Source organism: Staphylococcus sp. ACRSN (genome assembly GCF_022346615.1).
Taxonomy (GTDB): Bacteria; Bacillota; Bacilli; order Staphylococcales; family Staphylococcaceae; genus Staphylococcus.
In genome coordinates this window covers 34,599-49,277 of the sequence record NZ_JAKRNS010000010.1, presented here as the reverse complement: position 1 = coordinate 49,277, position 14,679 = coordinate 34,599, and the positions used below count along the sequence as shown (strand labels likewise).

Below are 14,679 nucleotides of genomic sequence, written 5' to 3'. Positions count from 1 at the left end.
CGTTCACAGTAAAATATAACTAAAGGAGTGAGGATTTTTGTCTTTTATCTATATGATAGTTTACTTTGTTATCTTAATGGTACTCCCTCTATGGGCTCAGCACAAAGTTAAATCAAATTATGAGAAATATTCACAAGTTAGATCAACAAGTGGCAAGACTGGACAAGAAGTTGCGCTAGAAATATTACATGCGAACGGCATTTATGATGTAGATGTTGTCGAAGGGAATGGATTCTTGACAGATCATTATGATCCTAGAAAGAAAGTTGTAGTATTATCACCAGCAAACTTTAGTCGTCCGTCTGTAGCGGGAACTGCGATTGCAGCACACGAAGTTGGTCATGCAATACAACATGCACAAGGCTATTTCTTCTTGAAATTTAGAACGTCACTTGTTCCTCTTGCTAATGTTGGTAGTTCAATAGGGTATCTAGCAGTTTTTGCTGGTATTATATTAACTACGTTACACAGTACTTTAGGTTCAACAGCATTATGGATTGGAATTGCGTTCATGTCATTTGCAGTACTCTTTTCAATCGTTACACTACCAGTCGAATTCAACGCAAGTAGTAGAGCGATGAAACAAATTCAAAGTTTGGATATTGTTAATGAAAAAGAATATAAGCATGCTAAAAAAGTTTTAACAGCAGCAGCAATGACATACGTTGCTTCAACTGCAGTAGCATTAGCAGAACTTGCACGTTTCATCCTAATTGCTCGTTCAAGCGAATAATAGATAGGCACCTTATTGTAGCTTATACAATAAGGTGTTTTTTTGTGTTTAAAAATACAGTATGAGAAAAGTACTTAGAGGTTAAACGATTTTCTATAATGATAAATTTTTACATAATTATTTATAAAGATGGTTATCCATATCAAACAATCTTGCCTATATTCAAGTAAATTGCAGGAATAATGCATGAAATATCATTTTAAGCTATACTATATTAGAAAACGTAAGATTGGGAGGTTTCCATTATGAAAACGATGAAAGATATGCAACACGAAGTAGATGACTATATCGGTCAGTTTAAAACTGGATATTTTTCACCTTTAGCAAATCTTGCACGCTTAACAGAAGAAGTAGGGGAATTAGCAAGAGAAATTAATCACTATTACGGAGAAAAACAAAAGAAAGATTCTGAAGCTGATAATACGATTAAGGCAGAGCTCGGAGATAACTTATTTGTATTACTATGTATAGCAAATTCATTAGGTATTGATATGACTGACAGCTTTGATGAAACAATGTCAAAATTTAATATAAGAGATAAAGATAGATTTGAACGTAAATAATTTCAAAAAATATATAAAGGGGTGTAGCACGCAATGAAAATAGGCATAACTTGTTATCCATCTATGGGCGGTTCTGGTATCATTGCTACAGAATTAGGTATAAAACTAGCAGAGCGTGGGCATGAGATACATTTTATAACATCTAATATCCCATTTAGAATACGTAAACCATTACCTAATATTACATTTCACCAAGTTGAAGTGAATCAGTACCCCGTATTTCAATATCCGCCTTATGATATAACATTAAGTACTAAAATTGCTGAAGTTATTAAAGAATATGATTTAGATTTATTACATATGCATTATGCAGTACCACATGCTGTTTGCGGAATTTTAGCCAAACACATGTCGCATAAAGATATAAAAATAATGACGACATTGCATGGTACTGATATTACTGTACTAGGGTATGATCATGCCTTAAAAAATGCTATTAAATTCGGCATCGAAGAAAGTGATATCGTTACAAGTGTTAGTAAATCTCTTGCTCAACAAACACAAGATATTATTGAAACAGATAAAGAAATTGTTCCAATTTACAACTTTGTAAGGGAAAAAGAGTTTCCTACAAAAACAGAGCAATTATCAGACAAAAGTAAACATTTAAAAGCGTGTTATGGAATTGCTGAAGATGAAAAAGTTTTAATACATGTATCCAATTTTAGAGCTGTTAAACGTATAGATACGATTATTGAAACATTTGCAAAAGTGAATAAAGATATACCTTCTAAATTGCTACTTTTAGGTGATGGTCCTGAATTGATGGATATGAAAAATATAGCAAAGTCACTTGGTGTAGAAAAGGATGTATTATTTTTAGGAAAGCAAGATTGGGTGAGCGAATTTTATCAAATTGCCGATCTTGTATTATTATTAAGTGAAAAGGAAAGTTTTGGTCTCACTTTACTTGAAGCTATGAAATCGGGTGTGGTTCCAATTGGGTCTAATGCTGGTGGTATTAAAGAAGTTATCAAACATGAAGAAACAGGTTATATCGTCGATATTGGCGATAGTAAACTAGCCAGTGAATATGCAAAACAACTACTTACAAATCATGAGTTGTATAAAAAAATGCAAGCCAATATGCTTGTGGATGTTGAACAACGATTTGCCTCAGATTTAATAGCGGACCAATATGAATATTATTACAAAAAAATGTTAGAGGGTAACAATGAATAAATTAATCTTCGAAACAGCACAGCCAATTCTAAATCATTTACTATCTCATAATTACCAAGCATATTTCGTTGGCGGATCAGTTAGAGATTATTTAATGGATAAAACAATTCATGATATAGATATAACGACGAGTGCAACACCTGATGAAATTGAAGCGATTTTTGATAAAACGATACCTATTGGTAGAGACCACGGTACAATTAATGTCGTTTATAATAATGAACAATATGAAATCACTACATTTAGAGCAGAGGGCGATTATGATGACCATCGTCGTCCAAATGAAGTTTTTTTTGTCAGAGATTTATATGAAGACGTACAGCGTCGCGATTTCACAATGAACGCAATTGCTATGGATCGTGACTACAAAGTACTAGATTATTTTGGTGGTCAAAATGACATTGAAAAGAAAATAATCAGAACTGTTGGAAATGCTACTGAAAGATTTAATGAAGATGCACTTCGTATTATTAGGGGGCTTAGATTCCAATCACAACTTGGCTTTGAAATAGAAACACAAACCTACTTAGGTATGCAACAACACATCGCGAGCATCTCACACCTTTCTATAGAACGTATCGTAGTAGAATTAAAAAAACTAATCTCTGGTCGTTACGTAGTACAAAGTTTTAATAATTTAAAAGAATTAAATGCTTTTGATTATATGCCATTCTTTAGAGCATTTGATTTTTCTAAATTTAACATAGAAAATGCCATTGATTTTTCATTGTTTATCGCATTGTTAAAAGTGCAACAACCTAATGTAGATTCTTCGCTTTCATTATTAAAAATAAGCAAACAAGAAAAGAAATATATTAATACATTGGAAAATTTGTTAAATATGATTCCTAAAATTTCAACTAAAAATGAGTTGAAATATTTTGTTTTTGATTATGGTAAAGATGACATTATAAAAGTATTAAATCACTTTGAATTAATAAAAAATAATCATATTATTAAACAATCTCCTATTATTATTAATTTAATCACAGTCAATGAAATTTTTGCTAATTTGCCAATTACATCTAGAAAGCAATTAGCAATAAATGGAAAGGATTTATTAACGACATTAAATCAAACAAGTGGTGCTTGGATTAAAACGTTAATGAGAGAGATTGAATGCGCAATTATCCGTGGTGATGTTGTGAATGAAAAGAACGAAATTTTAGAATGGGTGAAAACGCATGTCGAAATATAGTAAAGATGTTATACAAATTCTTTATCAGCAACAACCAGAATATATCTCAGGTCAATTTATAGCCGAACACTTAAACATTTCACGAACAGCTGTAAAAAAAATTATTGATCAATTAAAGGCTGAAGGTTGTGAAATCGAATCTATAAACCACAGAGGCCATCGTTTAATACATTTACCAGAAAAATGGTATAGTGGGATTGTAGAACCAATCATAAAAACGCAGAATGTATTCAACCACATAGAAGTGATTGAATCGACACCATCAACGCAAACATTAGCAAAGCAAAAACTTGTCGGCAATCGTGACACATACTTAATTTTGAGTGATGAACAAACAGAAGGTAAGGGGAGATTTAATCGACCTTGGGCCTCATCTAAAGGTAAAGGTTTATGGATGTCAATTGTCTTAAGACCAAATGTGCCATTTGACACCATTACAAAATTTAATTTATTTATGGCATTAGGTATCAAGGATGCAATACAATCCTTTTCTGATAAAGATGTAACTGTGAAATGGCCAAACGATATATATATCGAAGGTAAGAAAGTATGTGGATTTTTAACTGAGATGGTTGCCAATAGTGATGGTATAGAAGCGGTAATATGCGGTATTGGTATAAATATGAACCAAACAAAAGATGATTTTGTAGGTGATCTTGAAAGAAAAGCCACTAGTATTAAGATTAATGCTAAAAAAACGATTAATCGATACTATTTTTTACAAAATTTAGTAAAAAATATAGAATATCGTTATAAACAATTCATTGATGAACCATTTTCAACTATACGAGAAGAATATATTGAAGCCTCAAACATTTGGGGTAAACAATTAAAATTCACTGAAAATGGTAATCAATTTTTAGGTGAAGCAATAGATATAGATGACAATGGTATATTAATTGTAAAAGATACTGATAATCAGCAACATAAATTAATAAGTGCTGATATTGAATTTTGATGAAATTATAGATAAGAAAGGAGGAATACAGTTGAATACACCATGTTACGCAGTTGTAGATTTAGAAACAACAGGTAATCAATTAGACTATGATGAAATTATACAGATTGGCATTACATTTGTTCGAGAGAATAAAATTATTGGCACTTATCATTCATTAATAAAAACAGATTTAGATATTCCTCCTTTTATTCAGGCATTAACCTCAATCGAAGACAATATGCTAAATCAAGCTCCATATTTCCATGAAATTGCGGAAACGATTTATAAACAAATTGATGGTTGTATTTTTGTTGCACATAATGTGGCATTTGATTTAAATTTTATAAAAAAATCATTTAAAAACTGTAATATTAAATATAAACCTAAGAAAGTATTAGATACATTAGAATTATTTAAAGTTGCATTTCCAACAGATAAAAGCTATCAATTAAGTGAACTTGCTGAAGCACACGGTATTGCATTAGATAATGCACATAGAGCGGACGAAGATGCAGAAACTACTGCACAATTGATGATTTTGGCATTTGAAAAATTTGAAGCTTTACCACTAGACACGTTAAAACAGTTATATTATTTAAGTAAAAATTTGAAATATGATTTATATGACATCATTTTTGAAATGGTTCGTAACCACAATCAAGAAACATTTAATCAATCATATGAGCAATTTGAACAATTGATTTATAAAAAACAAACTGATTTTAAGGCCCCTAAAGTTAATTTTGATGGTACACTCAAAGATTTGTATATATTAGTTACAAACGAATTGGGTCTTACATACAGACCACAGCAATTATACCTTTCAGAGATAATATTAGAACAATTGATGCATAGTGAAAAAGCAATGATAGAAGCACCACTTGGAAGCGGTAAATCAATTGCGTATTTATTAGCAGCAATTATGTATAACATCGAAACAGGCAAACATGTGATGATATCAACAAATACGAAATTATTACAAAACCAGCTATTGATGAAAGATATCCCAACTCTAAAAAGTGCACTTAATTTCAAAATAAACGCGTCACTTATCAAAAGCAAACGTGATTATATTTCGTTAGGATTAATTAGCCAAATCTTAAAAGATGAATCGACTAATTACGAAGTGAATATTCTAAAAATGCAATTACTTATATGGATAACTGAAACAACGACGGGGGATATACAGGAGCTTGACTTAAAAGGCGGTCAAAAAATGTATTTTGAGCAAAAGCTTGAAACTTACGTTCCTGTTAAAAATGATATACATTACTTTAATTTCATTAAACGTAATGCAAAAAATATACAAATTGGTATAACGAATCACGCACATCTTATTAATGCAGCACATGATAATACGATTTATCAATTATTTGATGATTGTATAATTGATGAAGCACATAGATTACCTGATTATGCATTAAGTCAAGTTACCAATGAATTGAGTTATTCAGATATAAAATATCAACTCGGATTGATTGGTAAAACTGAAAACGAAAAATTATTGAAAGCAATTGATACATTAGAACAACAACGTATTTTAGAAAAACTAGATATTCCACCAATAGATGTTTTCGGCCTTAAAACAAACATCAATGAAATTCATGATTTAAATGAACAATTATTTAATACGATGTTCAATATAATAAAACAGACTGAAGTGCATGATGATGAAATTCATAAAGTTCATTTTGTATATCATTTTGATGTAGAACCTATCTTACGAGACTTACATGCCATCATTCATAAATTAAATATGACACTAGAATTTTTCAATGGTATGAGTCATAAGACAATTAAATCGGTAAGAAAGCAAATATTGTATATTAATGATCGATTTAAAAATATTGAACACAGTTTGAAAAATAACCACACTAGCTTTTTATCAATTAAAAATTTGAATCAAAAATCAACAATCAGATTGAATGTTAAGGACTACGAAGTGAAAGAAATATTAACAAAACAAGTATTAGATAAATTTAATTCACTTACTTTTATTTCTGGCACACTTACGTTTAATCATTCATTTGAAAGTTTTAAACAATGGTTTAAAAAAGAGGCAGATTTCAACACATATGAAATTGATTCATCAGTCTCAAAATCAAAACAAACTACAGTGTTTATTCCAAGTGATGTAGCCTCATATAATTATAAAAATATAAACGATTATGTCACTTCAATTGTAAACTATGTAATTGAATATACGTCTGTAATAGAATCCAAATGTTTAATCCTATTTACGAGTTACAAAATGATGCATATGGTACAGGAACTGTTAAATGAACTGCCGGAATTTGAAGATTACGTTATTCTTACACAACAACAAAATCAAAATTATAAAATCGTACAACAATTTAATAGCTTTGATAAATCTATTTTACTTGGCACAGGGACATTTTTCGAAGGCTTTGATTTTCAATCAAATGGAATTAAATGTGTCATGATAGCTAAATTACCTTTTATGAATCAAAATAACACAAAATATTGGTTGATGGATACTGAGTTCACCTCTACATTCAAAGACTATGTATTGCCAGATGCTGTGACCCGATTCCGTCAAGGTTTAGGTCGATTGATTCGAAATGAGCATGATAAAGGAATTATTGTTTCTTTTGACGATCGCTTAATTCGCAGTAATTACAAACAATTTTTTGAGCAGGCATTGGAAAATTATAGGCAAAATAAAGGCGATATTAAACAATTTTCAAGTTTATTGAAAAAAATCAAAAAAGATGAAGACACAAATCAATAAAAGTTAGCGCACTCAACTAGAACTAAGACACGTATTTTGTTAAAATATATAAGGATAAATAAAAGAAGATTATATATACATTAGGAGACTGGTTATGAAAACAACGATTAAACAAGCGAAACAATACCTTAACCAAGAAGTTACAATAGGTGCATGGTTAACAAATAAACGTTCAAGTGGGAAAATTGCATTCTTACAATTAAGAGATGGTACGGGCTTTATGCAAGGTGTTGTAGTAAAAGCTGATGTAGCAGAAGAGATTTTCAAACTAGCAAAAGAAGTAACACAAGAATCGTCATTATATGTTACAGGTATAATCACTGAAGATACACGTTCTGATTTAGGCTATGAAATGCAAGTTAAATCAATTGAAATTATTGCAGAAGCACATGATTATCCAATTACACCAAAAAATCACGGTACAGAATTTCTAATGGATCACCGTCATCTTTGGTTACGTTCTAAGAAACAACATGCTGTAATGCAAATTAGAAATGAGATTATACGTGCAACATATGAATTTTTTAATGATAATGGCTTTACAAAGATTGATCCACCAATTTTAACTGCAAGTGCTCCAGAAGGCACAAGCGAACTTTTCCATACGAAATATTTTGATCAAGATGCTTTCTTATCACAGAGTGGACAATTATATATGGAAGCTGCTGCAATGGCACACGGTCGTGTGTTCTCATTCGGTCCAACATTTAGAGCAGAAAAATCAAAAACACGTCGTCATTTAATTGAATTTTGGATGATTGAGCCTGAAATGGCTTTCTGTGATCATATTCAAAGTTTAGAAGTACAAGAACAATATGTTACACATGTAGTTAAATCTGTATTGAAAAATTGTAAATTAGAATTAAATGCATTAGAGCGCGACACTTCAAAACTTGAGAAAGTATCGACTCCTTTCCCTCGTATTACTTATGATGATGCTGTAGTGTTCTTAAAAGAACAAGGCTTTGAAGATATTGAGTGGGGCGAAGATTTCGGTGCACCTCATGAAACAGCGATTGCAAATCATTATGATTTACCAGTATTTATCACAAACTATCCAACTAAAATTAAACCGTTCTATATGCAACCAAACCCGGAAAATGAAGAAACTGTATTATGTGCAGACTTAATTGCTCCAGAGGGTTATGGTGAAATTATCGGTGGTTCTGAAAGAATAAATGATCTTGAATTATTAGAACAACGACTTAATGAATATGAATTAGATCCAGAGAGCTATAGCTACTACTTAGACTTACGTCGTTATGGCAGCGTACCTCATAGTGGATTTGGACTAGGTTTAGAAAGAACTGTTGCATGGTTATCTGGTGTTGAACATGTACGCGAAACTTCACCATTCCCACGTTTATTAAATCGCTTATATCCATAAAATAATGATGAATATATTTTCAAAATGCGTCCAGTCTACACAACTTTGACTGGGCGTTTTTATAACAATTCTAGATGATTGGAGTGATATATTTGAACATAGAACTACTGAAATCAAGACCTGTGATAATTAGAAATGAATTATTAGATCATTATAATGACCTTGGATTGAATGAAACAGAATTGGTCATTCTTATTAAATTATTACACAGTGCTGAAATTTCAAACAAACAACCATCTATTGAATCATTACAACAAGGTAGTTCATTAGACTCTCGAGAAATAACCGCTATAATACAACGGTTAATCCAATATGATTTGCTAGAGTTAAATGTAAGTAAAGATGAAGAAGGTAAATTCACGGAATATATGAATTTAGATAAATTTTATCAGAGACTTAGTGAAATTATCGAGCAGATGAAAGTGGAAGATGTCAAAGAAGATCAAGCATTAGCATTTGAAACTGTTTTCAAAAATATAGAACAAACATTTGGCAGGGCACTATCACCTTACGAAATTGAAACAATTAACCAATGGTTAGATGTCGATCACCATGAATTATCTGTTATTCAAGCTGCATTAGATGAAGCAACTAGCCAAAATAAACTTAGTTTTAAATATATTGATCGTATTTTATTAAATTGGAAAAAGAATAACGTCAAGACCATTGAAGATTCTAAAAAAATAAGCCGTCAATTTAATCAACCGAAAATGAAACATACCGTCCAAAACGTACCTAAATTTGACTGGTTAAATGGGGAGAATCCAAATGATAAGTAATAAAAAAGCATTAGAAATGATTGATGTCATATCAAATATGTTTCCAAATGCAGAGTGTGAACTCGTACATGATAATCCTTTTGAATTAACGATTGCTGTCTTATTATCTGCTCAAACTACAGATATATCAGTAAACAAATTAACTAATACTTTGTTTCAAAAATATAAGACGCCTGAAGATTATTTAAATGTTGAACTTTCAGAATTGGAAAATGATATAAAGACGATTGGTTTATACCGCAATAAAGCGAAAAACATTCAAAAGTTATGTCAATCATTATTAATTAAATATAATGGCAAGATACCTGAAACACATCAAGAGCTAGAAAGCTTAGCTGGCGTCGGCCGAAAAACGGCAAATGTTGTGATGAGTGTGGCATTTGGTGAACCTTCCTTAGCTGTAGATACACATGTTGAACGTGTTTCTAAAAGACTGGGTATTTGCCGCTGGAAAGATAATGTGCGCCAAGTAGAAGATAAGATTTGTAAAGTCGTACCACGTGAACGTTGGAATAAGACACATCACCAACTTATTTTCTTTGGTCGCTATCATTGTTTAGCAAGAAGTCCTAAATGTGATATCTGTCCATTATTAGAGGACTGTAGAGAAGGACAAAAACGTTATAAAGCAAGCTTAAAGGAAGCGTGAAATTAAATGATAGTTAAAGAAGATTTTAGTGAACTTGAAACTAATTTAGATAATTTTGCAAAACAAAAACAATTAAAAAATCCTGAAGCAATCGCGTGTTTAGATCAATATTTTGACTTATTAATCTCATATTTCAAACAAATTAATCAAATTGAAGTTATTAATTTTGATGCAATGCATTCTTATCCGGTTGTGCCTATGAATTTCCAAGAACGTTACACTTATATGCTTGAGCGTAAACATCATTTTATGGGGTACAGACAAATGAAGACACTAAAAACAGAATTAATTAAAATGAATGCTGCATATCAAATTAAACAAAAACGCTCTCAATCATAGTACTGAATATGCTATAAACTTAAATACGGCAATTATTGTCGTATTTTTTATATGTAAACACATGAACATGTTCATATTAAAAATCCCGATTTCCTAATGCAGGAAATCGGGATTTATTCATCTTATGATGATTTTTTTAAATCTAAGATAGCATTCAAGTTAAATAATTTTGTTAAAGCATTGCTACTAGATGAACTACTTGATGAGTTACTAGAAGAATTACTTGTTGATCCACTATTTGAAGAACTACTATCTGAACTACTACTTGATTCACTGCTACTAGAGCTAGATGATGAACTACTACCTTGGCCGTTTGGCTTTTGGCTTGTAGTATTATCGTCTTTATGTCCAGCTACAGATAAATCATCTTTATCGCTACCATTAACTGAATCAGGTTTTGTAAAGTCTTTACCATCTTTAGGTGAAATATTAGACATTACATCTTCTAATAGATATTGTGGGTATTCTTGTTCATCATGTCCGACGAATGAATTCACGCCACCTTGTTTAACTGATTTAAAGCCCATCCATACAGACATACTGTATTTCGGAGTGAAACCATTAATCCAAACATCTTTCGCAGCATCATCTGGTAATCCATATTGTTGATACGTTTGTTCACCATACGTACCTGTACCAGTTTTAGCAGCTAAGTTAACACCTGATACACCATGACCATATGCTGATCCATATGCTTCGAATGTACCTTTGAGTACTTCAGCTAACATATAAGCTGTGTAATCTTCCATTGCTTTGTGGCTACTATGTTCATATTTGATTGTTTCGCCATCTTGTTTAACGACTTTCTTAATTGAATGTGCGTTATTATATTCTCCGCCATTTGCAACAGATGCATAAGCAGAAGCTAGTTGTGTAGGAGAGAATTCAGACGCTGATCCACCAAGTACTTCAGATGGTCCAATATCACTTTGATAATCAAGTCCTACTTTTTTAGCAAATTTCTTAGGTGCATCATTGCCAGCATTTTCTCTAGTAGATTGCCATGCTTTTAGAGCTGGAATATTAAAACTTTCTCTTAATGCATCGTATAGTTTAACTGTTCCATGACTCTTAGTGTCATAGTTTTTAAATGTCACACCATCTACTTGATAAGATTCTTCATCCTGAATAGCGTGGTTAGTTGCCCATTGCATATTTTCAATAGCCGGACCATACGCTAAGAAAGGTTTTAGTGAAGAACCAGTAGGGTGGGCATCAGTAGCTTGGTTTCGATCCTGGATATCACGGTAATTTCTACCACCAGAAATCGCTACTAAACCACCAGTATCACTATCTACAATTGAAGAACCAACTTGTTGATCTTCATTCTTATAATAACTACCATTATCAACACGGTCTTGTAAAGTTTGTTGTACATTTTTATCCATGTTTGTATAAATCTTAATACCACTATTTAATACTGATGCTAAATCTTTATCTTTAAATTCTTTGTTGTTCATTAATTCTGATTTAACAAATGTTAAGTAAGAATCATATTCTTTGTTTGAATCATTTTCACTTACTTGTCTTTGTTCATTCGTACGTTTTACTAAGTTATCTTGAAGAGATGTTTTTTGTGCTTCTTCTTTTTGTTTCTTAGTAATTCTATGGTGGTATTCCATTAGATAAAGTACAGTATCTTTACGAGATTCCGCTTGTTTTGGATTATCATAAATATTATAAGTGTTTGGTACTTGAGGTAGTCCTGCTAAGTATGCTTCTTCCGCTAAATTTAAATCTTTTAGATCCTTGTTAAAATAATATTTAGCAGCTGCTTTCACACCGTAGACACCATCTGAATAATAAATCTTATTCAAGTACATTTGAAAAATTTCATCTTTACTGTACTCTTGTTCTAAACGATATGATAAGTATGCTTCCTGAGCTTTACGGGCAATCGATTTTTGGTCAGTTAAGAATGAACGTTTAACAACTTGTTGCGTTAAAGTCGAAGCACCTTGTGATCCAAAACCACCTGTAAAGTTCTTGGCTACAGCACCAAATAGACGTTTATAGTCTAATGCACCATGATCATAGAATCGATTATCTTCAGTAGCTAAAACAGCTTCACGCATTTTTTTAGGTACCTTATCTAAATCAACATGTTCTCTACGTTGTCCATTATCCAATGTTTTAACCAAATCACCGTTTTTATCATAAATCTTTGCCGGTATAGGATCCTGTAGTTTTGACTCAGTAAATGCAGGAGCTTTCCATGCATAATAAGCAAATAACAAAATACCAATTAAGGCTAATACGATAAAGGCAATTATGAGAAATCCGAAAATCTTGATAATCGTCCTCTTAATATTCCTATTCTTTTTTTGTTCGGACTCTCCATTACTATTAGATTGGGAAGTCCTTTTCTTCTCCGTCATACGCGGTCCTCACTTTCATCTAATATCAACTTATCAACTGCCTTGATGTAATTCAATCGTGGTTGATACTGATAAGGAATATAGTAACCATTTTTTCTTATTTCTTCAACCGTTATAGATTTTTTCACTTCATTCATATGTCTTTCCCAAAAAAATTTGAATTTAACATAAGAAAGTAAATAAACTTCATCAAGCGTTTTAAAACGAATTAATAAAAAAACAATTCCATTTTGCTTATAACATGCATCCATATGTACAACTTGATGCTCATGCATATTATTTAACGGGAATGATGTTTTATTTTTTGTTTCTTTTGCTTCAAAGTCTAGATAATGACCTTTATAAATGCCATTATAATCTGTGGTTGAAGGTGTCCTGAAATAAGCTTCATTTATTACGGCTTTACTTCTCATGGGATATTGAACATTTACTATTTGAATGGGGGTAGGCTTTTTATGTATGACAGCCATGCCATGATTTAAATAATAACTGTTCGACAGTTCTATATCCTTTTCCAAAGACATACCTCTGCCACCATAGTCTATATTACTTGATTTGTTTGAAAAAGCGCGTCCGACTTGAGGCTTATTTCTATTAAATGGCTTTCCATTTGGATAATTCATTTTTTTCACCACTCTAGTTTGGTTATGAAAAACCTTTTTCATTATAACTGACTTTGACTTATTTTTCCAAACTATACTATAAGAAAAGATGTAATTTTAAATACCAAAAATACATCAACTATATTTTAACGTGCTTCTATTAAATAAACAATAACTCATCTAAATGTCTTTGATTTTATAATTCAGTCATCATACTACTTAAAAAATGACGCATAGCAGCATTTATGGTAAATTTGATTTGTAGGAGGAAACCTCATGCAACAATTAATTACTCAACTTTTAAATAAAGTGCAATGCATGCACGACAAATACGAGTTAGTTAAGAAAAATGAGTCAGATTATGATTTCTATTCAGAAGTAATGCCTTTCACTAAAAATATTGATAAATTATTATCTGAACTGAAAACATATGAATCTCAAATACTTAAACTACAATATATGAATAAGCGGAAGTTTGATTTGCTTATTTCAAATGTCGAAGCTTTATCCGTTGAATGTCATTTCAAAAGGACGAGCAGAAAATTATTTACAGAAAAAATCAAAGCAGTGCAATATGATTTAGCCTACATTCAAGAAATGAGCAATGCTTATGATTAAAACAGTATATGTTACTGGCTACAAGTCTTTTGAACTCAATATTTTTAAAGACGATGCGCCTGAAATCAATTATTTAAAGAAGTTTATTGAACATAAATTAATTCAGTTGATTGAAGAAGGATTAGAGTGGGTATTAATACAAGGACAGATGGGTATAGAATTATGGACAGCTGAGGTAGTACTTGAATTAAAAACTACATTCCCGGAGTTAAAACTTGGTATCATAACTCCTTTTTATGGGCATAGTGATAGATGGAATGAACAAAACCAATTGAAATACAAAAATATTCTGCAACAATCTGATTTTGTTGATAGTGTTTTTCATTCCACATATGAAGGTCCGCATCAATTTAAGCAAACAGATCAGTTCATGTTAGATCATACTGATCTCACCCTGTTAATATATGATGAGGAACAAGAAGCAAGCCCAAAATTCTTTAAGCAGATGTTAGTTGATTTTATGGAAAAAACAAACTATACTTGTGACATTGTTACGTTCGATGAATTAACTGAATTCATCAACGATATACAGTGGTCTCAAGAACAAAGTTTTGAATGA

At 31.4% G+C, this 14,679-nt stretch carries 14 protein-coding genes; 12 read left to right on the top strand and 2 right to left on the bottom strand.

Features of this window, described 5'->3' with window-relative positions; genetic code table 11:
* The first annotated feature begins 37 nt into the window (after positions 1-37).
* The 10 genes from MHZ36_RS10190 to MHZ36_RS10145 all read left to right on the top strand — a co-directional run bounded on the left by MHZ36_RS10190 (position 38) and on the right by MHZ36_RS10145 (position 10,522).
* Entirely contained in the window at positions 38-733 is a 696-nt protein-coding gene (locus MHZ36_RS10190; protein ID WP_239231457.1) for a zinc metallopeptidase, read from the top strand.
* A 245-nt stretch (positions 734-978) separates the two neighbouring features.
* Positions 979-1,296: a nucleotide pyrophosphohydrolase gene (locus tag MHZ36_RS10185; RefSeq protein WP_239231456.1), complete on the top strand. Its 318-nt coding sequence runs from the start codon at positions 979-981 to the stop codon at positions 1,294-1,296.
* Between the two features lie 33 nt (positions 1,297-1,329).
* A complete protein-coding gene (gene bshA / locus MHZ36_RS10180; protein ID WP_239231454.1) occupies positions 1,330-2,478 on the top strand; it encodes an N-acetyl-alpha-D-glucosaminyl L-malate synthase BshA in 1,149 nt (382 codons plus the stop codon).
* The gene (locus MHZ36_RS10175) at positions 2,471-3,676 is read left to right on the top strand and encodes a CCA tRNA nucleotidyltransferase (protein WP_239231453.1); all 1,206 of its coding nucleotides are present in this window, start codon (positions 2,471-2,473) and stop codon (positions 3,674-3,676) included. The genes bshA and MHZ36_RS10175 overlap by 8 nt, the downstream gene beginning before the upstream one ends.
* Entirely contained in the window at positions 3,663-4,634 is a 972-nt protein-coding gene (locus tag MHZ36_RS10170) for a biotin--[acetyl-CoA-carboxylase] ligase (protein ID WP_239231451.1), read from the top strand. Before MHZ36_RS10175 ends, MHZ36_RS10170 begins: the two co-directional genes overlap by 14 nt.
* 31 nt (positions 4,635-4,665) lie before the next feature.
* A complete protein-coding gene (locus tag MHZ36_RS10165; protein WP_239231450.1) occupies positions 4,666-7,368 on the top strand; it encodes a helicase C-terminal domain-containing protein in 2,703 nt (900 codons plus the stop codon).
* Between the two features lie 94 nt (positions 7,369-7,462).
* On the top strand, positions 7,463-8,755 hold the full coding sequence (asnS, locus tag MHZ36_RS10160) for an asparagine--tRNA ligase (protein WP_239231448.1): 1,293 nt from the start codon (positions 7,463-7,465) through the stop codon (positions 8,753-8,755).
* Positions 8,756-8,847: 92 nt separating this feature from the next.
* Complete coding sequence (locus tag MHZ36_RS10155; protein ID WP_239231446.1) at positions 8,848-9,534, top strand: DnaD domain-containing protein; 687 nt, start codon at positions 8,848-8,850, stop codon at positions 9,532-9,534.
* Positions 9,524-10,183 (top strand): endonuclease III, encoded by a 660-nt coding sequence (gene nth, locus MHZ36_RS10150; protein WP_239231440.1) that lies wholly within the window; start codon positions 9,524-9,526, stop codon positions 10,181-10,183. Before MHZ36_RS10155 ends, nth begins: the two co-directional genes overlap by 11 nt.
* A gap of 6 nt (positions 10,184-10,189) precedes the next feature.
* Entirely contained in the window at positions 10,190-10,522 is a 333-nt protein-coding gene (locus tag MHZ36_RS10145) for a YpoC family protein (RefSeq protein WP_239231438.1), read from the top strand.
* A gap of 122 nt (positions 10,523-10,644) precedes the next feature.
* Here MHZ36_RS10145 and MHZ36_RS10140 read toward each other — a convergent pair whose 3' ends face one another.
* Positions 10,645-12,900 (bottom strand): transglycosylase domain-containing protein, encoded by a 2,256-nt coding sequence (locus tag MHZ36_RS10140; RefSeq protein ID WP_239231436.1) that lies wholly within the window; start codon positions 12,898-12,900, stop codon positions 10,645-10,647.
* On the bottom strand, positions 12,897-13,523 hold the full coding sequence (gene recU, locus MHZ36_RS10135) for a Holliday junction resolvase RecU (RefSeq protein WP_239231435.1): 627 nt from the start codon (positions 13,521-13,523) through the stop codon (positions 12,897-12,899). The genes MHZ36_RS10140 and recU overlap by 4 nt, the downstream gene beginning before the upstream one ends.
* A 255-nt stretch (positions 13,524-13,778) precedes the next feature.
* Between recU and MHZ36_RS10130 the strand changes: the two genes are divergently transcribed.
* Together MHZ36_RS10130 and MHZ36_RS10125 are read left to right on the top strand one after the other, a co-directional pair.
* A complete protein-coding gene (locus MHZ36_RS10130) occupies positions 13,779-14,120 on the top strand; it encodes a DUF1798 family protein (RefSeq protein ID WP_239231433.1) in 342 nt (113 codons plus the stop codon).
* A complete protein-coding gene (locus MHZ36_RS10125) occupies positions 14,113-14,679 on the top strand; it encodes an SLOG family protein (RefSeq protein ID WP_239231431.1) in 567 nt (188 codons plus the stop codon). The genes MHZ36_RS10130 and MHZ36_RS10125 overlap by 8 nt, the downstream gene beginning before the upstream one ends.

What these genes read in the sequence shown, in the direction of transcription:
- MHZ36_RS10175 (WP_239231453.1), top strand. Translation starts at nt 2,471, where the DNA reads ATGAATAAATTAATCTTCGAAACAGCACAGCCAATTCTAAATCATTTA.
- MHZ36_RS10170 (WP_239231451.1), top strand. Translation starts at nt 3,663, where the DNA reads ATGTCGAAATATAGTAAAGATGTTATACAAATTCTTTATCAGCAACAA.
- asnS (WP_239231448.1), top strand. Translation starts at nt 7,463, where the DNA reads ATGAAAACAACGATTAAACAAGCGAAACAATACCTTAACCAAGAAGTT.
- MHZ36_RS10140 (WP_239231436.1), bottom strand. Translation starts at nt 12,900, where the DNA reads ATGACGGAGAAGAAAAGGACTTCCCAATCTAATAGTAATGGAGAGTCC.
- recU (WP_239231435.1), bottom strand. Translation starts at nt 13,523, where the DNA reads ATGAATTATCCAAATGGAAAGCCATTTAATAGAAATAAGCCTCAAGTC.
- MHZ36_RS10185 (WP_239231456.1), top strand. Translation starts at nt 979, where the DNA reads ATGAAAACGATGAAAGATATGCAACACGAAGTAGATGACTATATCGGT.
- MHZ36_RS10145 (WP_239231438.1), top strand. Translation starts at nt 10,190, where the DNA reads ATGATAGTTAAAGAAGATTTTAGTGAACTTGAAACTAATTTAGATAAT.
- nth (WP_239231440.1), top strand. Translation starts at nt 9,524, where the DNA reads ATGATAAGTAATAAAAAAGCATTAGAAATGATTGATGTCATATCAAAT.
- bshA (WP_239231454.1), top strand. Translation starts at nt 1,330, where the DNA reads ATGAAAATAGGCATAACTTGTTATCCATCTATGGGCGGTTCTGGTATC.
- MHZ36_RS10125 (WP_239231431.1), top strand. Translation starts at nt 14,113, where the DNA reads ATGATTAAAACAGTATATGTTACTGGCTACAAGTCTTTTGAACTCAAT.
- MHZ36_RS10130 (WP_239231433.1), top strand. Translation starts at nt 13,779, where the DNA reads ATGCAACAATTAATTACTCAACTTTTAAATAAAGTGCAATGCATGCAC.